The organism is Salmonella sp. SAL00670, assembly GCF_046552235.1.
GTDB classification, from domain to species: domain Bacteria; phylum Pseudomonadota; class Gammaproteobacteria; order Enterobacterales; family Enterobacteriaceae; genus Salmonella; species Salmonella enterica.
The window spans coordinates 853,251-874,126 of sequence record NZ_JBGDUO010000001.1 but is presented as its reverse complement, the minus strand read 5'-3'; the positions used below and the strand labels follow the sequence as shown (position 1 = coordinate 874,126).

Annotated in this window: 21 protein-coding genes and 1 pseudogene; 11 read left to right on the top strand and 11 right to left on the bottom strand. The window is 51.2% G+C overall.

Annotated features, from left to right (window positions below; all coding sequences use genetic code 11):
• Positions 1 to 41 precede the first annotated feature (41 nt).
• The 3 genes from uspE to ogt all read right to left on the bottom strand — a co-directional run bounded on the left by uspE (position 42) and on the right by ogt (position 2,603).
• Entirely contained in the window at positions 42 to 989 is a 948-nt protein-coding gene (gene uspE, locus ACLJRS_RS04335; protein WP_001262138.1) for a universal stress protein UspE, read from the bottom strand.
• A gap of 150 nt (positions 990 to 1,139) precedes the next feature.
• Positions 1,140 to 1,892: a fumarate/nitrate reduction transcriptional regulator Fnr gene (gene fnr / locus ACLJRS_RS04330; RefSeq protein ID WP_000611914.1), complete on the bottom strand. Its 753-nt coding sequence runs from the start codon at positions 1,890 to 1,892 to the stop codon at positions 1,140 to 1,142.
• 195 nt (positions 1,893 to 2,087) lie between these two features.
• Positions 2,088 to 2,603: a methylated-DNA--[protein]-cysteine S-methyltransferase gene (gene ogt / locus ACLJRS_RS04325; protein WP_000945031.1), complete on the bottom strand. Its 516-nt coding sequence runs from the start codon at positions 2,601 to 2,603 to the stop codon at positions 2,088 to 2,090.
• Positions 2,604 to 2,860: 257 nt separating this feature from the next.
• Here ogt and smrA point away from each other — a divergent pair, with 257 nt between their 5' ends.
• The 4 genes from smrA (at position 2,861) to dbpA (ending at position 7,960) form a co-directional block, all read left to right on the top strand.
• Positions 2,861 to 3,424 (top strand): DNA endonuclease SmrA, encoded by a 564-nt coding sequence (gene smrA, locus ACLJRS_RS04320; protein ID WP_001046799.1) that lies wholly within the window; start codon positions 2,861 to 2,863, stop codon positions 3,422 to 3,424.
• Positions 3,425 to 3,816: 392 nt separating this feature from the next.
• Complete coding sequence (locus ACLJRS_RS04315; protein ID WP_000945630.1) at positions 3,817 to 4,971, top strand: methyl-accepting chemotaxis protein; 1,155 nt, start codon at positions 3,817 to 3,819, stop codon at positions 4,969 to 4,971.
• A 145-nt stretch (positions 4,972 to 5,116) separates the two neighbouring features.
• Positions 5,117 to 6,100, top strand: coding sequence for a zinc transporter ZntB (gene zntB, locus ACLJRS_RS04310; RefSeq protein ID WP_000387373.1), 984 nt, complete (start codon positions 5,117 to 5,119; stop codon positions 6,098 to 6,100).
• Between the two features lie 486 nt (positions 6,101 to 6,586).
• Positions 6,587 to 7,960 (top strand): ATP-dependent RNA helicase DbpA, encoded by a 1,374-nt coding sequence (gene dbpA / locus ACLJRS_RS04305; RefSeq protein WP_000123687.1) that lies wholly within the window; start codon positions 6,587 to 6,589, stop codon positions 7,958 to 7,960.
• Positions 7,961 to 8,003: 43 nt separating this feature from the next.
• Here the strand turns inward: dbpA and ttcA are convergent, their stop codons facing one another.
• Positions 8,004 to 8,939, bottom strand: a complete 936-nt coding sequence (gene ttcA, locus ACLJRS_RS04300) for a tRNA 2-thiocytidine(32) synthetase TtcA (RefSeq protein WP_001156222.1) — start codon at positions 8,937 to 8,939, stop codon at positions 8,004 to 8,006.
• A 105-nt stretch (positions 8,940 to 9,044) separates the two neighbouring features.
• Positions 9,045 to 9,193, bottom strand: a pseudogene (locus ACLJRS_RS04295) (tyrosine-type recombinase/integrase); the annotation flags it as partial.
• Here ACLJRS_RS04295 and ACLJRS_RS04290 point away from each other — a divergent pair.
• A complete protein-coding gene (locus tag ACLJRS_RS04290; protein WP_000089155.1) occupies positions 9,149 to 9,301 on the top strand; it encodes a hypothetical protein in 153 nt (50 codons plus the stop codon). The pseudogene ACLJRS_RS04295 and the gene ACLJRS_RS04290 overlap by 45 nt on opposite strands.
• Positions 9,294 to 9,632: an SMR family transporter gene (locus tag ACLJRS_RS04285; RefSeq protein ID WP_000159240.1), complete on the top strand. Its 339-nt coding sequence runs from the start codon at positions 9,294 to 9,296 to the stop codon at positions 9,630 to 9,632. Before ACLJRS_RS04290 ends, ACLJRS_RS04285 begins: the two co-directional genes overlap by 8 nt.
• 52 nt (positions 9,633 to 9,684) lie before the next feature.
• Here ACLJRS_RS04285 and uspF read toward each other — a convergent pair whose 3' ends face one another.
• The 3 genes from uspF to ACLJRS_RS04270 form a co-directional block, all read right to left on the bottom strand.
• Positions 9,685 to 10,119: a universal stress protein UspF gene (uspF, locus tag ACLJRS_RS04280; protein WP_001082296.1), complete on the bottom strand. Its 435-nt coding sequence runs from the start codon at positions 10,117 to 10,119 to the stop codon at positions 9,685 to 9,687.
• Positions 10,120 to 10,600: 481 nt separating this feature from the next.
• Positions 10,601 to 14,125 (bottom strand): pyruvate:ferredoxin (flavodoxin) oxidoreductase, encoded by a 3,525-nt coding sequence (gene nifJ / locus ACLJRS_RS04275; RefSeq protein ID WP_001193260.1) that lies wholly within the window; start codon positions 14,123 to 14,125, stop codon positions 10,601 to 10,603.
• A gap of 60 nt (positions 14,126 to 14,185) precedes the next feature.
• Entirely contained in the window at positions 14,186 to 14,485 is a 300-nt protein-coding gene (locus tag ACLJRS_RS04270; RefSeq protein ID WP_001137722.1) for a hypothetical protein, read from the bottom strand.
• On the opposite strand from ACLJRS_RS04270, the gene ACLJRS_RS04265 reads away from it, so the two are divergent.
• Positions 14,401 to 14,667: a DUF333 domain-containing protein gene (locus tag ACLJRS_RS04265; RefSeq protein ID WP_001200680.1), complete on the top strand. Its 267-nt coding sequence runs from the start codon at positions 14,401 to 14,403 to the stop codon at positions 14,665 to 14,667. The genes ACLJRS_RS04270 and ACLJRS_RS04265 overlap by 85 nt on opposite strands.
• A gap of 43 nt (positions 14,668 to 14,710) precedes the next feature.
• Here the strand turns inward: ACLJRS_RS04265 and hslJ are convergent, their stop codons facing one another.
• Together hslJ and ldhA are read right to left on the bottom strand one after the other, a co-directional pair.
• Positions 14,711 to 15,121, bottom strand: a complete 411-nt coding sequence (gene hslJ, locus ACLJRS_RS04260; RefSeq protein ID WP_000725242.1) for a heat shock protein HslJ — start codon at positions 15,119 to 15,121, stop codon at positions 14,711 to 14,713.
• 110 nt (positions 15,122 to 15,231) lie between these two features.
• A complete protein-coding gene (gene ldhA / locus ACLJRS_RS04255) occupies positions 15,232 to 16,221 on the bottom strand; it encodes a D-lactate dehydrogenase (protein ID WP_000762206.1) in 990 nt (329 codons plus the stop codon).
• 239 nt (positions 16,222 to 16,460) lie between these two features.
• On the opposite strand from ldhA, the gene ACLJRS_RS04250 reads away from it, so the two are divergent.
• The 4 genes from ACLJRS_RS04250 to ACLJRS_RS04235 all read left to right on the top strand — a co-directional run bounded on the left by ACLJRS_RS04250 (position 16,461) and on the right by ACLJRS_RS04235 (position 20,211).
• Positions 16,461 to 19,097, top strand: coding sequence for a YdbH family protein (locus ACLJRS_RS04250; RefSeq protein WP_000677017.1), 2,637 nt, complete (start codon positions 16,461 to 16,463; stop codon positions 19,095 to 19,097).
• Positions 19,097 to 19,288, top strand: coding sequence for a YnbE family lipoprotein (locus tag ACLJRS_RS04245; protein WP_000784063.1), 192 nt, complete (start codon positions 19,097 to 19,099; stop codon positions 19,286 to 19,288). The genes ACLJRS_RS04250 and ACLJRS_RS04245 overlap by 1 nt, the downstream gene beginning before the upstream one ends.
• Before the next feature lie 7 nt (positions 19,289 to 19,295).
• Positions 19,296 to 19,619 (top strand): YdbL family protein, encoded by a 324-nt coding sequence (locus ACLJRS_RS04240; RefSeq protein ID WP_000760345.1) that lies wholly within the window; start codon positions 19,296 to 19,298, stop codon positions 19,617 to 19,619.
• Positions 19,620 to 19,761: 142 nt separating this feature from the next.
• On the top strand, positions 19,762 to 20,211 hold the full coding sequence (locus ACLJRS_RS04235) for a GFA family protein (protein ID WP_001518898.1): 450 nt from the start codon (positions 19,762 to 19,764) through the stop codon (positions 20,209 to 20,211).
• Here ACLJRS_RS04235 and azoR read toward each other — a convergent pair.
• Positions 20,208 to 20,813: an FMN-dependent NADH-azoreductase gene (gene azoR, locus ACLJRS_RS04230; protein ID WP_000048924.1), complete on the bottom strand. Its 606-nt coding sequence runs from the start codon at positions 20,811 to 20,813 to the stop codon at positions 20,208 to 20,210. The two genes, ACLJRS_RS04235 and azoR, sit on opposite strands and share 4 nt — an antisense overlap.
• Positions 20,814 to 20,876: the final 63 nt, after the last annotated feature.

The window sequence follows — 20,876 nt, the reverse complement described above, 5'->3', positions numbered from 1 at the left end:
TTGGCCGGATGGCAGCGCCATCCGGCAGGACGGAAGAGGGATTAATCGTCCTCGTCGTCCAGTTCAACCGGTGTTTGATACTCATCAGGCTTAATGACTAACAGGTCGCAGCGCAGATGGTCAATGACCTGTTCGGCCGTGTTCCCCAGAAACGCGGCCGAGAGTCCGGTACGTCCAACGGTGCCAAGCACAACGATCCCCGCCTGGAGATGTTCGGCAAGATCCGGGATAACTTCTTCAGGCAAGCCTTTTTCTACATGCGTAACTTTTTCATCGATGCTGAATTTCTGGCGCAGCGCTTTCATCGCCAGTAAATGCTGGCCTCTGATGGCGTCGTTATACACGCTGGGATCAAATTCCGGCAGCTCAATGGCGATATTGATTGGCGTAACGGGGTAGGCGCCGACCAGGTGCACTTCGGTATGATTAACCTGCTCCGCCAATTGTAAGGTCTCTTTTACCAGCTTTTCGTTGAGAGCATTGTGATAGGGCTCTTCGCTTGCCAGGTTCACGGCGACCAGGGCTTTGCCGCCCTCTGGCCACGGCTGATCCTTGACCATCCACACGGGGCTTGGGCATTTACGCAGCAAATGCCAGTCGGTAGGGGTAAAAATGACCGCTTCCAGTCGATCGTGCTGATGCGCCATTTTCAACACCAGATCGTGACTGCCGGCGATAACCTCCTGGATGATGGCCTCAAAGGGACGATTGTGCCAGACCACTTTAATTTCAATGGGGACACCGGCTTCAAGATAATATTTCGCCTGCTCACGTATCCAGGCTGTGCGTTGGCTTATTACGCCCTGACGCATTGCGGTGCGTTCGTCAGGAGAAAGCAGGGTGGTCATCTCATACGAGAAATCGTAAATAGGCAGGAAAGCTTTAATTTTGCCGCCAATCCGTTGATGCAAATAAACTGCTCGCCGTAATGCGGGTTGGTCGTCCTGATTGGGATCGATGACCACCAGCATATTTTGATACATAGCCATACAGGGTCTCCTTACAACTGTCATCGCAGTTTGTAACTAAAGAGTAACTCAAATATGGTGAATGAAACAGAGGAAGCGCTTCTGCCAGATCAATAAATGAGAAAAATTTAACGATATGGCAGAAGATAACATCAATGGTTTAGCTGACGTTTAAGCGACGTTGCGGGTATGACCGGCGAGGGCCGCCAGCGCATCGCTGTTTTCAATAGTAATATACTTACCTTTCACCGCCAGCATGCCGCTTTTCTGGAAACGCCCCAGCAGACGGCTAATGGTTTCGACCGTTAAGCCCAGATAGTTGCCGATATCGCCACGGGTCATCGTCAGGCGGAATTCACGCGGTGAAAAACCACGCTGCGCAAAGCGGCGGGACAGGTTGTAAATAAACGCGGCCAGACGTTCTTCGGCGTTTTTCTTCGACAATAACAGGATCATATCCTGATCGCCTTTAATTTCACCGCTCATCAGACGCATCATTTGCTGACGCAGGTTAGGCATTTTGCCGGACAGGTCATCCAGTGTCTCAAAGGGTATTTCACATACCATTGAGGTTTCCAGCGCCTGTGCAAAGCTCGGGTGATGACCGCTGCCAATGGCGTCAAAACCCACCAGGTCGCCTGCTAAATGGAATCCAGTAATCTGCTCATCGCCTTGCTCGGTAATGGTGTAGCTCTTAATCGTTCCGGAGCGGATAGCATAGAGCGATTTCAATTCATCACCTGCTTTAAACAGAGTTTGCCCTTTCTGAATGGGCTTTTTGCGCTCGATGATATTATCAAGCTGATCAAGCTCATGCTCGTTAAGTGTGAACGGGATGCAAAGCTGGCTGATACTGCAATCCTGGCAATGGATAGCACAACCGCCAGACTGAATGCGCCGTATAATTCGCTTTTCCGGGATCATAGGTCTGCTCAAGCCGTAATTGATATTTGTCAATTTTAACATCTTTTTGGTGAGCGCGTAAGTCTGAGCTATCCCGGAGAAGGAATAATTCAAGTATAAGTTTGATGAATACTTTTATCTATTTGAAAATACGTAATTTATTTGTTGTTGCTTTACATAAAAGTGTGACCGATAAGGCACTTTTTGCCTGTATATTCATAATAAAAGATAGCCTTCATGGCGTAATAGCCACTCTTTTCGCTGCACGCCACCGGCGTATCCGGTCAGAGTGCCGTTACGCCCAATGACGCGATGGCAGGGAACAACAATACTGATGGGGTTAGCGCCATTCGCAGCACCGACTGCGCGTGCGGCGCCCGGTCGTCCCAGTTGCGCCGCCAGTTGACCATAGTGCATCACCTGCCCGCAGGGGATAGCGCGCAACGCCTGCCATACTTCCCGTTGAAAAGGTGTGCCCCCCGTGGCGGTTTCCAGGGTATCAATTACGGCGAGATTGCCTGCAAAATAATCTGCAAGCTTATCGCTGAGTCCACCGGGGTTAGTCGCAGAAACGCGTTCATAGCCTTCGTGACAGTAGTGGATATTTAGCAGTTGCTCCATACGATCGCGGTACTGTTCCCACTCAATGGCCCGCAGTCGAAACTGCTCATCGCAAACCACCCATAACGGACCTAATGGCGTGGCTATCTTCTCTTCAAGTAATCTCAGCATCCGTTCTCTCACATCGTCTTAATCTAACGTAAGAGACAAGATATCATGCCAGGAATACCCGCAACCATACTCCTTAAAAGATAGTCAGGGATAACACATTTAGCGACAGTAATATCGTAGGCGGAGAAAAAGAGAGCCTGGCGAGGCGGTTAATTGCCTGACATTGTCGCTGTTATTGGAAATAACTGTAAACCGTTGTCGGTATAACAGGGCACGGTTATGATAACGGCAGTCGCAAAAACGCTGGAGGATGAACCATGAACCTTGACGATAAAGCGCTGTTTCTTGACGCCATGGAGGATGTCCAGCCGCTGAAACGCCATACTGATGTACACTGGCAGCCAACGCGTAATCTTAAAACGCCCCAGCGTATCGACACGCTTCAGCTTGATAATTTCCTGACGACGGGCTTTCTGGATATTCTGCCGCTGAATGAACCGCTGGAATTTCGTCGGGAAGGATTGCAGCAGGGTGTCATCGACAAGTTACGCAGTGGGAAATACCCTCAGCAGGCCAGCCTCAATTTGTTACGCCAGCCGGTCGAAACGTGCCGAAAAATGCTGTTTCGTTTTATCCTGGAGGCGCAGAAAGAGGGGTTGCGTAATGTCCTGATCATTCATGGTAAAGGGCGAGAGGCGAAGTCGCATGCCAATATCGTCCGAAGCTATGTGGCCCGCTGGTTGACAGAGTTTGAAGATGTACAGGCTTATTGTTCGGCGCTGCCGCACCATGGCGGCGGCGGGGCATGTTATGTCGCGTTACGTAAAACGGTGCAGGCTAAACAGGATAACTGGGAGCGCCATGCGAAGCGTAGTCGGTAAATCGTTGCCGCTGGCGGACAGGACCGCCAGCGCAAGCTCGCGCGAACCCGATTTTATGCCTGATGCTCAGGATTCTGCAAGAGAACGGGCGATAACGCTGTCCGCGGTAATAACACGGAGAAACAGTCATTCGCTTATTTAAGCGTCTATTAAAATATACTGGCTTTCGACTTAACTATTAAGCAGAAAATGGTGATAAGTACATCACTTGTCAATATGGATGGATGAATATCCTGGCATAGCGAATATAGGTGATTTTATCTGTTGCACTAAGGGAAATGACGATGGTCTGGTATTGAATATGGAGAATGTCAAAGAAACGAATGGCAATAGCTATCTGAAATGCTATAAAAATAAAACCTGTCTCCTATCCTGGTTGTAGGCCATCAAAAATGTTAAGAAATATCAGCGTCAGGACATGCATTATTCTATTCATGGTATGTACGTTTCTTTTGGTGGATACTTTACAAATAACCTTTCTGCACGATCTCCCTATTTTAATTACGTGTAATATCATTTATCTGATCTCGACATTACTGCTTTGGTGGTATATGACCTGCTATCTGGTAGTGCCGATTAATACCGTGAAGAAAAGTATTGAAGAGGTCGCAGCAGGAAACTTGTCTATTCATATCTCCGAATTTGGCAATAATTGCGCCGGGCGACTCATCCCCGGAATTAATAGCCTGTCGGAGAATATTTCCGCGCTGGTACGCGAAATCAGATCCTCTTCGCAAACGGCAATGACCCTTTCCGAACAACTGGCGGCGCGCAGTATGTCGCTATCCGTAAAGACGGAACAGCAGTCGGCCTCGTTAATTCAAACTGCCGCCAGTATGGATGAAATGGCGGCGAGTACCAAAAACAATGCGGATAATACCCGAATGGCGAGCATACAGGCGGATTGTGCAACCCAATGCGCCCGTAAAGGCGGTGAATTAATGGTGCGGGTTACAGAAAATATGCGTTCTATTACCGACTGTGCCTCGCAGATGACGGAGATTATTTCATTGATTGACGGTATCGCATTCCAGACTAATATTCTGGCGCTTAACGCGGCGGTAGAGGCTGCGCGGGCGGGCGATCATGGAAAAGGTTTCTCCGTGGTGGCCGGGGAAGTGCGTAATCTGGCGCATCGTAGCGCTGAGGCGGCAAAAAATATCAAGGCGCTGATCGACGTTACGCATGACAATGTGCGGCAGGGGGCCGCCATAGTGCAGGAGGCTGAAAAAAATATGCAGGAGATTGTTGGCGGTTCCGGGCAATTAAACGTGCTGATGAGTGAAATTTCCACCACCACGCGGGAGCAGGAAAAAGGCATTAACCAGATAACACTGGCGTTGAGCGATCTGGAAAGCGCAACCCATAGCAATGTCTTAATGGTTGAAGCGCTATCTGCTTCTTCGGATGTTTTAAAGGCGCAGGTGATCGAGTTACAGACTAAAACCGACAAATTTCGTTTAAGCCAGCCGGGTTACAGTGAACATGCGCTGTCGCGCTCTCATGTATCACCTCTTTCGACCATCACCAGGCGCGGCCAGGCCTGATAATACATGTTTGGTAAGCGCCTGTTGCTAAGGCGCTTTTTTCGCACGTTCCCGTCATTCTTTTTGCGCAATGAGAAAATGAGAGATTGCTTAACCTTTCCCGAAAGCTAGACTAACGGCATGAGAGTTGTAACGTGGAGGCGCTGTGGAAGCCATTAAGGGATCGGATGTGAACGTGCCGGATGCCGTTTTCGCATGGCTACTGGATGGTCGTGGTGGAGTAAAACCGCTCGAAGATAATGATGTGATCGATAGTCAGCATCCCTGTTGGCTACATCTTAATTATACCCACCCGGACAGCGCCCGCTGGTTGGCTTCAACGCCTTTACTCCCCAATAACGTGCGTGATGCGCTGGCTGGTGAAAGCTCGCGCCCGCGCGTAAGTCGTATGGGGGAAGGGACGCTCATTACGCTGCGCTGTATTAATGGCAGTACTGACGAACGCCCGGATCAATTAGTAGCAATGCGTTTATATATGGACGAGCGGTTCATTGTGTCTACCCGTCAGCGAAAGGTTCTGGCGCTGGACGATGTGGTCAGTGATTTGCAGGAGGGCACCGGGCCCGTAGATTGCGGCGGCTGGTTAGTGGATGTGTGCGATGCGTTAACCGATCACGCCAGTGAATTTATTGAAGAGCTACACGATAAAATTATCGATCTGGAAGATAATCTTCTCGACCAGCAAATCCCACCGCGCGGTTTCCTCGCATTGCTACGTAAACAGCTAATTGTTATGCGCCGCTATATGGCGCCGCAGCGCGACGTCTATGCCCGGCTTGCGAGTGAACGGCTGCCGTGGATGAGCGACGATCACCGGCGCAGAATGCAGGATATCGCCGACAGGCTGGGAAGGGGGTTGGATGAAATTGACGCTTGTATCGCGCGTACTGGCATCATGGCGGATGAAATTGCCCAGGTGATGCAGGAGTCTCTGGCGCGCAGAACTTATACCATGTCGCTTATGGCGATGGTTTTTCTGCCCAGCACCTTTTTAACAGGGTTATTTGGCGTTAACCTGGGCGGTATTCCTGGCGGCGGATGGCGGTTCGGCTTTTCTCTGTTTTGTATTCTGTTAGTTGTCCTGATCGGTGGTGTTACTTTATGGTTGCATCGCAGTAAATGGTTGTAACAAAAGCGCTTTTCAGACCATTTCGTATGAAAAAACGCCGAGAAATTTGAGCGAAGTCAATAAACCATCTACCTATTCGGGGCAATATCTCTCTCGCAGGTGAATGCAACGTCAAGCGATGGGCGTTGCGCTCCATATTGTCTTACTTCCTTTTTTGAATTACTGCATAGCACAATTGATTCGTACGACGCCGGCTTAGATTAGTCGGCTTTTTTTTGCCTGTAGGATATCAGCGTCTACCCTTTAAGAGTCTGAATGACATTCTGGAGGGTAATATGAGCTGTCTTTTAACCTTATTATATCTACACTCGTCCTTGTCGGACCCGATTCCCACTGACCCTGTTCCCATTCCTGAGCCGCTTCCCCGCCCTCAGCCGATGCCCGACCCGCCGCCGGACGAAGAACCGATTAAAATGTCGCATCAAACGTCCGGATCTGCGAGGATACGCGCCTGCTGACTATGAGTCGTTACCGCGAGAGTAAATTGTGACCGCTTTTTCAACCCTGAATGTTTTGCCCGCCGCCCAGCTCAATAACCTTACTGAGCTGGGCTATCTTGAGATGACGCCTGTTCAGGCCGCAGCATTACCCGTCATTCTGGCGGGAAATGATGTGCGTGTGCAGGCCAGGACCGGTAGCGGTAAAACGGCGGCGTTTGGTCTTGGGCTCTTGCATCGAATTGATGTCACTCTGTTCCAGACACAGGCATTAGTGCTGTGCCCGACGCGGGAGCTGGCGGATCAGGTAGCCGGGGAGTTACGTCGCCTGGCCCGTTTTCTGCCAAATACCAAAATTCTGACCTTGTGTGGCGGGCAGCCCTTTGGCGCACAGCGCGACTCGCTTCAGCACGCTCCGCATATCATTGTCGCGACGCCGGGGCGCCTGCTGGATCATTTACAAAAAGAAACCGTATCGCTGGATGCGCTGCACATTCTGGTAATGGATGAAGCAGACCGAATGCTGGACATGGGATTCAGTGACGCCATTGATGAGGTGATCCGCTTTGCGCCTGCGACGCGCCAGACGTTGTTGTTTTCAGCAACCTGGCCTGAGGCCATTGCGGCGATTAGCGGTCGTGTACAGCAGCAGCCAATACGTATTGAAATCGATACGGTAGATGCGCTACCGGCTATCGAACAACAGTTCTTCGAAACGTCTGCGCATGAAAAAATTTCGCTGCTACAAACGTTGCTTAGCCAGCATCAGCCAGCGTCCTGCGTGGTATTTTGCAATACCAAAAAAGATTGTCAGGCCGTTTGTGATGCGCTTAATGCGGTAGGACAAAGCGCGTTGGCGCTCCACGGCGATCTGGAACAACGCGACCGCGACCAGACGTTGGTGCGTTTTGCAAATGGTAGCGCGCGCATTCTGGTTGCCACCGACGTTGCCGCGCGAGGATTAGACATTAAATCGCTCGAACTGGTGGTTAACTATGAACTGGCCTGGGACCCGGAGGTGCATGTCCACCGTATTGGCCGTACGGCGCGCGCGGGAAGTAGCGGTCTGGCGATCAGTTTCTGCGCGCCGGAAGAGGCGCAGCGGGCAAATATTCTTTCAGAAATGCTGCAACTCAAACTGAACTGGCTGAATGCGCCCGCCCGGCAGTCGTTGCTTCCTCTGGCCGCAGAGATGGCTACCCTATGTATTGACGGCGGCAAAAAAGCGAAAATGCGTCCGGGAGATATTTTAGGCGCGCTGACCGGCGATATTGGATTAGACGGGGCGGATATCGGCAAAATTAATGTGCATCCAATGCACGTTTACGTCGCCGTACGTCAAGCAGTAGCGCAAAAAGCCTGGAAGCAGTTGCAAAACGGGAAGATCAAAGGCAAGTCATGCCGGGGACGGCTATTAAAATGATCGATAGCATGGCGTCTCAGCGGAGTGCTGAGACGCCTGCAGATTATTTCACTTCGATAACATCAAGCCGCAACGCCTCTAAGGAGGTGTCATCTTCTTCCGGCTGCCAGCCAGCGGGCTGCAAGGGAATCTCTTCACGATCGAACGCTAAATCGCCGCCGTCGACGACCTCGGAACCGTGAGTGATTCCTTTGAAATCGAACAGGTTAGTGTCACAAAGGTGAGACGGCACGACATTCTGCATGGCGCTAAACATCGTCTCGATCCGTCCAGGATAGCGCTTATCCCAGTCGCGTAGCATGTCGGCAATCACCTGGCGTTGCAGGTTGGGTTGCGAACCGCACAGATTACAAGGAATGATAGGGAAGGCTTTGGCCTCAGCAAAACGGACAATATCTTTCTCGCGGCAGTAAGCCAGCGGGCGAATCACGATATGTTTGCCGTCATCGCTCATCAGCTTCGGCGGCATCCCTTTCATTTTTCCGCCATAGAACATATTCAGAAACAGGGTTTGCAGAATATCGTCGCGGTGGTGGCCCAGGGCGATTTTGGTCGCGCCCAGTTCAGTCGCCGTACGATACAGGATACCCCGACGCAAACGCGAGCACAGCGAGCAGGTGGTTTTTCCTTCCGGAATCTTCTCTTTCACAATGCCGTAGGTGTTTTCTTCGACGATTTTATATTCTACGCCCAGCTGCTCAAGGTAGGCTGGCAGGATATGCTCCGGGAAACCTGGCTGCTTTTGATCGAGGTTGACGGCGACCAGTGAAAAATTGATCGGGGCGCTTTGCTGCAAATTACGTAAAATTTCCAGCATCGTATAGCTATCTTTGCCGCCAGAAAGGCAAACCATAATGCGATCGCCTTCTTCAATCATATTAAAATCGGCAATCGCTTTGCCAACGTTACGGCGCAGGCGCTTTTGCAACTTGTTGAGGTTGTATTGCTCTTTCTTTGTATTCTTTTGAATTTCTTGCATTATTTCAGTTCTCTGGTACTAAATGGGGCAAATTGGGGGCAAACTTTGCAACTACGATAACCGCGCATTCAACATCGCTATCTGTTCGTCGTTCATGTCATCAATCTACATACCGTAAATTTCATACACCATCTGCGCAGTTTCATGCCCCATTTGGCTGGCGATAAATGCCGGTTCGCTCCTGCCGTCAACAGCCAGCAGGCAAAAGTATGTCGCGTATGGTACGGATTACGGCGACGAATGCCAGCACGTTTTTATGGCAAGATACGCAATGGTTCAAAAGCGTCTTTATTCTGTCATCCGTATTACTTAAGATATCATCACGACCCGAAAAATATTGGAACGAAGAGATGTATGACTAAAGAAGCTGTAATCTTTCTATTTATCGCCATCGTGGTGGAAGTTATCGCCACGATCTCATTAAAATTATCAGATAGTTTTACGCGTCTGGTACCGAGCCTCGTTACTATCATCGGATATTGTATTGCGTTCTGGTGTCTTACCATCCCAATGCGAACCATCCCTGCTGGTATCATTTATGCCATTTGGTCTGGGGTAGGGATTGTTCTTATTGGATTGATAGGATGGTTATTTCTTGGCCAAAAACTGGATATGCCGGCTATTATTGGCATGTTGCTTATTATCTGCGGCGTAATCGTAATCAATCTGTTTTCAAAAAGTGTCAGTCACTAGGCGATGATGATGATTGATTTGAGCCCGCACTCTCTTATGCGGGCTCGGGTATTTAGCGCACCACCAGTACGGAGCATTCCGCATGACGCACAACGGCTGCGGCGTTGGAACCCAACAGATAGGTAGTAATATCCGGGCGATGCGAGGCGATAATCACCATATCGGCCGGTAATTTTTTTGCCATTTCCAGAATCTTATCTTTAGGAGAGCCTTCTGCAACGTGAGCCTGCACGCGGTCCGCAGGAAGGTTGAATTTCTTGATAATCGCTTCCAGTTGAGATTTGGCTTCGGCTTTCAAATCGTCCATTGCGGGAAGCTCTGCTGAATAAGCCAGTCCCAGGGAAGCGTAATAGGGCAAAGACGGGATTACAGTCAAAAAGTGCACTTTAGCGTCGTCAATCTTTGCTTCGGCTTCAACATGCGAAATCACGCGTTGAGTTAATTCTGAATCTGAAATATCGATGGGTACAAGAATCGTTCTGTTCATAAAACCTCCTGTTTAAGTATCCACTGAAATTCTACTCCCTAAAGGCACTTTATGTACAATGACATACGTCACATTTTAGGTGCTGCTCCACGATACTCTGCGGGGACTACCAACAGGGGAGGACGGCGTAATATTAAGCGCATTCCCCGTAAATAATCAGCGAGTTGACGTTAAAACGTTATTTATGCCTTGTCAGGAAAGACCTAAAAAGAGATGTTACCGTTTAATTCAATAATTAATGAAATAATTCGCAGTGAAATAGATATAATTTATACGAATGCTTTTGGGGGTATTATACGAAATAAAAATTATACAATATCATTCGGTTACGATATTCTACGCCTGTTATATGCCTTTATTGTCACATATTCATTTTGTCGCTGGGCCATTGCGTTAACCTTTGCTTTCCAGCGTATAAATTGACAAGCCCGAACGAATGTTCGGGCTTTTTTTGTTTCCAGGTTAATCCTTAGAATATTTTTTAATCTGCGCCGGGTTTTTCCGCTTTTCCTGCCAGCAAGGCAAGAAAGTCATAGCGTTTTTGCAAATCCAATGCGGCATCTCGCCATAATTGTTCAGCTACTTCAGGCTGTTGCGCATTCAGGCGACGGAAACGCTGTTCATTAAGCAACGTTTCCGCCAGGGCATCAGACGGTGGCCGAGAGTCCAGAGCCAGCGGCGGCTTGCCTTCATCCGCACGGCGGGGATCAAAGCGGTATAACGGCCAGAAACCGGTCGCCGTTAACTGGCGCATCTGGTCATGGCTTAGCGCCAGATCGTAACCATGTTCCTCACAGGGGCTATAGGCAATGATCAGCGACGGTCCTGGCCAGGCTTCGGCCTCCTGGATGGCTTTCACCGTCTGGTTTAACTGCGCGCCCAGCGAAATTTGCGCGACATAAACATGACCATACATCATCATGCTGACACCAAGATCTTTACGGGCTTTACGCTTGCCATGTTCGCCAAACTTAGTGACGGCGCCAAGCGGCGTCGCCTTCGACGCCTGGCCGCCAGTATTGGAGTAACACTGCGTATCCAGAACCAGAATATTGACATTCTCCGTCAGGCTTAACACATGGTCTAAACCGCCAAAGCCGATGTCGTATGCCCAACCATCGCCGCCAATCAGCCAGATTGATTTTTCTACCAGCGCATCAGCATCCTTTAACAGTTCCTCTGCGCCCGCAACCGATTTCAGATGTTGGCGTAATGCGGCGACCTGCTCACGCCGAACGTCAGGCGTTGCTTCGGCATGCAGCGCATCGTTTAATTCCGCCGGGATGCGATCGGCGAATTGCGCCAGTAATCGCATGACGCGCGCCCGGTGCTGATCCACGCTCAGACGGAAACCGAGACCAAATTCCGCGTTATCTTCAAATAACGAATTCGCCCATGCCGGGCCGCGCCCGTTGGCATCAGTGGTATAAGGCGTAGAGGGTAAGTTACCGCCGTAAATAGAGGAACACCCCGTGGCGTTAGCGATTAACATTCTGTCGCCATATAACTGAGTCAGCAGTTTAATATACGGCGTTTCACCGCAGCCGGAACAGGCGCCGGAATATTCAAACAGCGGCGTAATAAGCTGCGATGTGCGGATATCAATTCGTTCCAGTTTGTTTCGATCGATTTCCGGTAAGTCGAGGAAGAAGTCATAATTCACTTTCTCTTCTTCCACATGCTCAAGGCGCGACATCATGTTAATCGCCTTGATCTGTGGATTTTGCCGATCTTTAGCCGGGCAGACCTCTACGCATAAATTACAGCCAGTACAGTCTTCCGGCGCGACCTGCAGCACATATTTCTGGCCGCGCATATCGCGGGACTTCACGTCCAGCGAATGCAGACTGGCTGGCGCGTTCTCCATCGCCTGCGGGGAAACGACTTTTGCACGAATCGCCGAGTGAGGGCAGGCGGCGACGCAGTGATTACATTGTGTACACAGTTCCTCTTTCCAGACAGGAATCTCTTCGGCGATATTGCGTTTTTCCCAGCGGGTGGTGCCCATTGGCCATGTTCCGTCCGGCGGCAGGGCGGAAACAGGCAGTGCGTCGCCGAGGCCCGCCAACATGGCGGCGGTAACGGTTTTCACGAAATCCGGCGCGGCGTCGGAGACGACCGGCGGGCGATGCGCGCTGTGCGGATTAACCGCCTGCAACGGTACTTCCGCCAGCGATTCCTGCGCCAGAGCCAATGCCTGCCAGTTACGCTCAACCAGATCCTGACCTTTGCTGCTATAGCTTTTGGCAATCGCGCCCTGCAACTCAACCAGGGCGCTATCGCCCGGAAGAATATGCGTCAGGTGGAAGAAAGCCATTTGCATGACGGTATTGATGCGGGCGCCAAGTCCACATTCGCGGGCGATTTTCGCCGCGTTAACCACGTAAAAACGCGCCTTTTTCTGTTTCAACACCGCCTGAACTTCTTGCGGCAGACGCGACCAGACCTCGTCGGCGCTGTACGGCGTATTAAGCAGAAAGATACCGCCGGGCTTTAGACGCTCCGCCATCTGATATTTATCGATAAACTGTAATTGATGGCAGCCGACAAAATCCGCCTGAGCAATTAAGTAAGCGGAACGAATGGGTTTTTCGCTGACGCGCAGGTGCGATACCGTGAGCCCGCCAGCTTTTTTAGAGTCATAAACGAAATAACCTTGCGCATACCACGGCGTAGAATTACCGATAATTTTAATATTATTTTTCGTGGCGGATACGCTGCCGTCGCTTCCCAGACCGTAAAATAACGCTTCAAGTTTAGCGCTGCCGGGCAGGGTATTTTCCGGTAATGGCAGCGAGAGGTTAGTAACGTCATCATAAATGCCCACCGTAAACCGTGGCTTGGGTTTCGCACGGCTGAGTTCATTAAAGACCGCCAGTACACACGCCGGGCCGAACTCTTTGGATGATAGTCCATAACGGCCGCCAATGGTGCGCGGCAACGTTTCGCGCTCGCCATTACTAAAGGCTTCCGCCAGTGCGGTCATCACGTCCAGATAAAGCGGCTCGGCCTGCGCGCCAGGCTCTTTGGTGCGATCCAGCACTGCGATGGCGCGAACGGTTTCCGGTAATGCCTGTAACAAATGTTTGGCGGAGAAGGGGCGGAACAGACGGACTTTCAGAACGCCGACCTTTTCTCCACGTATCAGTAGCTCGTCCACGACCTCTTCGCAAGTGCCGAGGGCGGAGCCCATCATAATGATGACGCGTTCAGCCTGGGGATGGCCATAATATTCAAATGGCTGGTACTGACGGCCCGTAGCGTCGCCAAATGCCCTCATCGCCTCTTCAACATGATCATAAACGGCGTTGTACCACGGGTTGGTCGCTTCGCGAGACTGGAAGTAGGTATCCGGATTCGCTGAAGTTCCACGAATCACCGGATGTTCCGGATTCAGCGCGCGGGCGCGGTGAGCGTCGATCTCCGCCTGCGGCATCAGGTTCAGAATGGTTTCATCCGTTAGCGGTATAATTTTGTTGATTTCATGCGATGTACGGAAGCCATCAAAAAAATGAATAAACGGAACGCGGCTTTTCAGCGTAGCCCTGTGCGCGATCAGCGCAAAATCCTGCGCTTCCTGAACGCTGGCGGCGCATAACATCGCGCAGCCTGTCTGGCGGACCGCCATCACATCGGAATGGTCGCCAAAAATAGAAAGCGCGTGTGTGGCGACAGTGCGCGCGGCAACGTGCAGTACAAACGGCGTGAGCTGCCCCGCCAGTTTATACAGCGTTGGAATCATCAGCAGCAGCCCCTGCGATGATGTAAATGACGTAGAAAGCGAACCGGTTTGTAACGCACCGTGAACGGCGGCGATCGCGCCGCCTTCCGACTGCATCTCTACCACACGCGGCGTATCGCCCCAGACATTTTTAAGCCCATTGCCGGCCCAGGCATCCGCTTGTTCAGCCATTGTTGAACTGGGCGTAATCGGGTAAATGGCGATAACCTCGCTGGTACGGAACGCCACCGACGCTACTGCGCCATTACCGTCAATTGTTTGCATATGACACCCTTACATTGCGCAAAAAAGAGGGACACGCATAATCGTGAGCGCATCCTGTAGTTATCCTTTTATTTTAGCAAAGCCCTTCAAGCCCCATTTTCGCTTTTGTGTCCCTGGCGGGAGGAGAATGGCGATTTCTTGCCGAAAAGACGTAAAAAATTGCCAATAAATGTTAATGAAGCGCATAAATGCGCGCTTTGCCTCTCGACGCGTCAGTTTTTGCTGCCTATTATTTAGGGCGGTGTCGTTTGGATGAATAAACAGAGGGGAGAGAAATGCGCGCAGCGTTTTGGGTGGGATGTGCCGCGTTATTATTGTCGGCTTGCAGTAGCGAACCTGTTCAGCAGGCAACCGCGGCACATGTTTCGCCAGGGATGAAAGCGGCGATGTCCAGCGCCGGCGAAGCGAATTGCGCTATGATTGGCGGTTCGCTTTCAGCGGCCCGGCAGCTTGATGGTTCAGTAATTGGTATGTGCGCGCTACCCAACGGCAAACGTTGTAGCGAACAGTCGCTTGCCGCCGGAAGCTGCGGGAGTTATTAAGCGCGGCGTTTCGCCTGACGCGTATAACTTTTCACTTAATGGCTTAGTGCGCTAAATCCGCCAGTTTATACATTAGCGTTGTTTCTGCCGTCGCCAGCGTTAATTGGTTCGCGGTTAAATCGACCTGCGCGCCCTTGCTGAAGAGCTCGCTGAGGGTGCCGTCCAGCGCGTTAAGCTGTGGATCGGCGCACATCATTCGGGTCATCGCTAAATTTTTCACTTTTAATTCGCCGTCCGACAGTTTTCCTTCGCCGGTGAATTGATTGCACATTTTGCCGGATACCGTCATGTCCTCGCCAAAGCTGAGCTCCGGGCCGGTGACCGTTTTACCGTTTACGCTTTCCAGAACAAAGCGGTGGTGCTCCAGTTGCTCGCGTTTGACGGACACTTTTCCACTGCTCACACACCCTGTCATTATGATGCTCAGGGCGACCAGCGTGACGATTTTCTTCATTGATATTCTCTGTAATCTGATAGTTAACACTGACTATAGTAATGATATGACCGGATAGATCTTCAGGGGTTATCCGAAAATGCTCCCCTGAGCGCAGGGGAGCGACAGGATTAGAACAGCGCGTTCGGGCAGGCTTCGCCCTTCTCAAGCTGGCTTAAGTTTTGTAACGTGGTTTCAGAGATGCTGATCAGCGCTTCTGCGGTCAGGAATGCCTGGTGCCCCGTAAACAGTACGTTATGGCAGGCCGACAGACGGCGGAAAACATCATCCTGGATAACATCGTTTGACTTATCTTCAAAGAACAGGTCGCGTTCGTTTTCATACACATCCATCCCCAGCGAGCCGATTTTCTGATTCTTCAGAGCTTCGATAGCCGCCTGGGAATCAATCAGCGCGCCACGACTGGTATTAATGACCATAACGCCATTTTTCATTTGATCGAATGCCGCATGGTTCAGCAAATGGTAGTTTTCCGGCGTGAGCGGGCAGTGCAGGGAAATGACATCCGATTCGGCAAACAACGTTTGCAGATCCACATACTCGACGCCGAGGTCAAGCGCGGCGGTGCTGGGATAGGGATCAAACGCCAGTAAACGCATTCCAAAGCCTTTCAGGATACGCAGCGCGGCGACGCCGATTTTACCGGTACCGATGACGCCAGCGGTCTTTCCGTGCATGGTAAAGCCGGTCAGCCCCTCAAGGGAAAAGTTAGCGTCGCGGGTGCGTTGATAAGCGCGGTGAATACGGCGGTTCAATGTCATCATCATGCCAATCGCATGTTCAGCGACGGCTTCCGGAGAATAAGCCGGCACGCGGACCACCTGCAAACCGAGCTCTTTAGCGGCATCCAGGTCGACATTATTAAATCCGGCGCAACGCAGCGCGATGTATTTCACGCCGTGTTTTTTCAGCTCTTCCAGTACCGGTCGGCTCCCGTCGTCATTCACGAAGATACAAACTGCTTCACATCCATTGGCGGTTTTCGCCGTTTTCTCGGTTAGCAGAAAATCAAAAAACTCCAGTTCAAAACCGAACGCTTCGTTCACTTGCTGTAGATATTTCTTGTCATACTGTTTGGTACTATAGACGGCGAGTTTCATATGACCTTCTCCAGTGATGTTTGAATCACAAAAATATGCTTAAAATTATCTTACAAAAAATCAAAAATAATTGATAGTCATACATATAATGAATAATTTTAGGTTATCATTCTCCACAACGCCTCAAATAGCCGGAGGGCGCCCCTGCAACATGAACTATTAGGCTATGTACGGGCAATCATGCCAAAATAAAGAGATAGCCGACTGAATTTTTCGTTAAATCAGGAAATTAATGGCCCATGAAGGGTAAATATAAAGCCGCCCTTGCGCTACTGTTACTGCTGATTCTTATCCCTCTGACGCTACTGATGACCCTCGGGCTGTGGGTTCCCACTCTGGCGGGAATTTGGCTACCCGTCGGTACCCGTATCGCTCTGGAACAAAGTCCACGCCTGACACGTCATGGGTTAGTGATTCCCGATCTTCGCTATCTGGTCAATGATTGTTCGTTAGCGCATATTACCCAGGCGGAACTGACGCATCCCAGCCGTTGGTTGCTGAATATTAAAAGCCTTAAACTGGATGCCGCGTGCCTGGCGAAACTGCCCGCTACGGAAGCTTCTCCCGCCGCGCCGCGTACGCTGGCGCAGTGGCAGTCAATGCTGCCCAATACCTGGATTAACATCGATAATGTCATTCTCGCGCCCTGGCCGGAATGGCAGGGCAAGCTGGCGATCTCCATGACGCCGGTCATTCAGCAGATACGTTATCAGGGCGAAAAAGTAAAATTTCAAGGGCAGCTACGCGGTCAGGCATTGACGGTGAGCCAACTGGAGATCGCCGCGCTGGCCAACCAGCCTCCCGTTAGCCTGGCGGGGGAATTTGTGTTGCCGCTGGTACCGGATGGCCTGCCGGTCAGCGGTCATGCGGCAGCGACCTTGCGTCTGCCGCAGGAACCGTCGCTGGTGGATGCGGAACTGGAGTGGCGTGATAACGCCGGACAGCTCATCGTGATGGCGCGAGGTAATCCTGACCCGATTCTCGATCTCCCCTGGGCGGTAACGCGTCAGCGGCTTACCATCAGCGATGGCCGCTGGAACTGGCCATATCAGGGATTCCCCTTGAGCGGACGTCTGGCTTTTAATATCGATAACTGGCAAGCCGGGCCGGATAATGCGCGAGTCAGCGGACGCCTGAATATTCTGACCCAGGGCGATGCCGGTAAAGCGAACGCGGTACTGACTATCGGCCCGGGAAAACTCAGCATGGATAGCAGTGAGATGCCTCTACAGCTTACCGGCGAGGCTAAACAGAAGGATTTAATCTTTTATGCCGTCTTGCCCGCTATGTTCCGCGGCAGTCTGGCCGATCCGCAGCTCACCTTTGCACCTGGCGCATTGCTACGCTCACGTGGGCGAGTGATTGATGCGTTAGATATTGATGAAATTCGTTGGCCGCTGGCGGGCGTCAAGGTGACACCGCGCGGCGTTGATGGTCGATTACAGGCTATTTTACGGGCGCACGAAAATGAGATGGGCGATTTCGTTCTTCATCTTGATGGCCTGGCGAATGATTTTCTCCCTGATGCTGGTCGCTGGCGGTGGCGCTACTGGGGGCAAGGAAGCTTTACGCCAATGCGCGCCCGCTGGGATATTGCCGGACAGGGCGAATGGCATGATAACACCATCAGGTTGACCAGTTTATCCACCGGTTTTGATCAGTTGCACTATGGCGCAATGACCGTCACATCGCCAAGACTGGCGCTGAATAAACCTATTGTCTGGGTTCGCGACGCCACAATGCCGTCGCTACAGGGCGCGCTGTCTCTGGAGACGGGAAAAACCATATTTACCAGCGGGAGCATGCTGCCGCCTTCTACCATTAATTTTAGCGTTGAAGGGCGCGAGCCAACCCTGTTCCAGTTTAAAGGCGACCTTCGGGCGGGGGCGATAGGGCCGGTACGGTTGAATGGGCGCTGGGATGGCGAACGCCTTCGTGGACAGGCCTGGTGGCCGAAGCAGTCGCTTATCGTTTTCCAGCCGTTGCTTCCACCGGACTGGAAAATGACGCTGCGCGAAGGCTCACTGTATGCGCAGGTGGCTTTTTCCGCCGCACAGGGGCAGGGGTTTGAAGCAGGTGGACACGGCGTGTTAAAAGGCGGCAGCGCCTGGATGCCTGATAACAAAATCAACGGCGTCGATTTCATTCTGCCATTTCGCTTCCACAACGGCGCGTGGCAATTGGGGACGCGCGGGCCCATCTCGCTGCGTATCGCCGGGATAGTTAACCAGGTCACGGCGAAAAATATCACCGCTGATTTACAGGGCGGTTATCCCTGGAGCGAGTCGAATCCATTACTGCTAAGCGATGTCAGCGTAGACGTGCTGGGCGGTCAAATCATTATGAAACAGTTGCGAATGCCGCAGCACGACCCGGCGCTTTTGCGGGTGCAAAATATTTCATCCAGCGAATTGATTAGCGCCATAAATCCAAAGCAATTCGCCATGTCTGGTCCGGTCAGCGGCGCGCTGCCGCTGTGGCTGAACAATGAAAAATGGATAATCAAAGATGGCTGGCTTACGAATCCTGGGCCAATGACGTTGCGTATCGATAAAGATACTGCGGATGCGGTGGTGAAGGATAATGTCACGGCAGGCTCGGCGATCAACTGGCTACGTTATATGGAGATTACGCATTCGTGGACGAAAATTAACGTTGATAACCTGGGCGTACTAACGATGCAGGCGGCTATTACCGGCAAAAGCCGGGTAGATGGTAAAACCGCGATCGTTAACTTGAACTATACCCATGAAGAAAATGTGTTTACGCTGTGGCGCAGTTTGCGTTTTGGCGACAATTTACAGGCATGGCTTGAACAAAATACAGCGTTGCCGCAACCTCCTTGCCGGAAAGACAAGGACTGTGAGGATAAATAATGAAAATGAGTATTGCCATGCTGTCAGCGCTTGCGTCATTTATCGTGGTGGGGTGCACGCCACGTATTGAAGTCGCCGCGCCGGAACAGCCGATTACCATCAACATGAATGTAAAGATCGAGCATGAAATACATATCAAAGTCGATAAAGACGTTGAAGAACTCCTGAAATCACGCAGCGATCTATTCTGAGGCCATAATGAAAAAGTATTTAATACTATGGGTGCTGACGCTGAGCTTGCTCACACCTTCTGTGTGGGCCTTAACCCTGGACGAAGCGCGCACGCAGGGCCGGGTCGGGGAAACGCTGAATGGCTATCTGGTGGCCTTAAAGAATGATGCCGAAACCCAGAAACTGGTGCTTGATATTAATCATGCCCGCCGCGCCAGTTATCAGCAGTTAGCGGATAGCAATCATCTTCCCGTGGACGAGGTGGCGAAGATGGCAGGGCAAAAACTGGTTGAGCGCGCCAGGCCGGGAGAATATGTCCAGGGAATTAATGGCAAATGGATGCGTAAATAACCGCTTCCCGACAATTTTTTTACCGCAAAATGCATTTTTATATGGGTAATTTTTGAATACGGAGGTCGTATTTACATTAGGCGAACCGGAAGGCTATTTCTATACTGTCGACTGGTATCACTATTCGCGAGAGTAACCAGGTATGACGTCTGAAAAATTATCTGCTGCTTGCCATTGTGGCAGCGTCGTGTTTACCGTTCAACTTAGCGATGGCTTTCATACCGCCAGGCGCTGCAACTGTTCGTTTTGCCGGATGCGCGGAGCGGTGGCAGTGTCTGCGCCGCTATCGGGTATTAAAGTGCTAAAAGGGCAGGATAAGCTTACCGAATATCGCTTCAATACGGGCAAGGCGGTGCATTTTTTCTGTTCGGTATGCGGGATATATACTTTTCATCAGCGCCGATCCAATCCCGATCAATATGGGGTCAATGTGGCGTGCATCGAAAATGTGTCGCCTTTTGATTTCGCCTGCGTTGAAGTCAATGATGGGGTAACGCATCCCAGCGATGGCGGCAGTAGCGGCGTGGTAGGATATTTGCGCTACGAACCTAAGAAGTCACCTCCCGTCGAAACGGGAGGCAAAAATATTTAAGCGGCCACTACGCTGTCAATCGCGGCTTTTGCATCGGCCTGAGCTTTAGCCGCCACTTCCGGCCCGTAGGCGATGCCTTCGGCAAAGACAAAATTCACGTCGGTGATACCGATAAAACCAAGGAACACTTTCAGGTAAGGCGCAATCAAATCCGTCGGGGTGTCTTTATGGATACCGCCGCGGCTGGAGAGAACCACCGCGCGTTTGCCGGTTACCAGACCTTCCGGGCCTTTTTCGGTATAGCGGAAAGTGATACCGGCGCGGGCAATCAGATCAAAGTAGTTTTTCAGCTGCGTCGGGATATTGAAATTGTACATCGGTGCCGCAATAACGATGACGTCGTGGGCTTTCAGTTCAGCAATGAGTTCATCAGACAGCGCCAGAGCGTCCTGTTGACGTGGCGTTAAAGGCGCATCGCCCGGACGCATCGCGCCCACCAGCTCGCCATCCAGCACCGGAACAGGGTTGGCCGCCAGATCGCGGACAGTAATTTCATCTGCGACGTGTTTTTCGCGCCATTGTTCAATAAAATAGTCAGTCAACTGACCAGACTGAGAGTACCCTGCCAGAATACTGGATTTAAGAACTAATACCTTGCTCATGGGTGTTTCCTTTTATGTGTTTGAAGGGGCGTGCCCCGTTGCTTGTTGACACTTTATTCACAA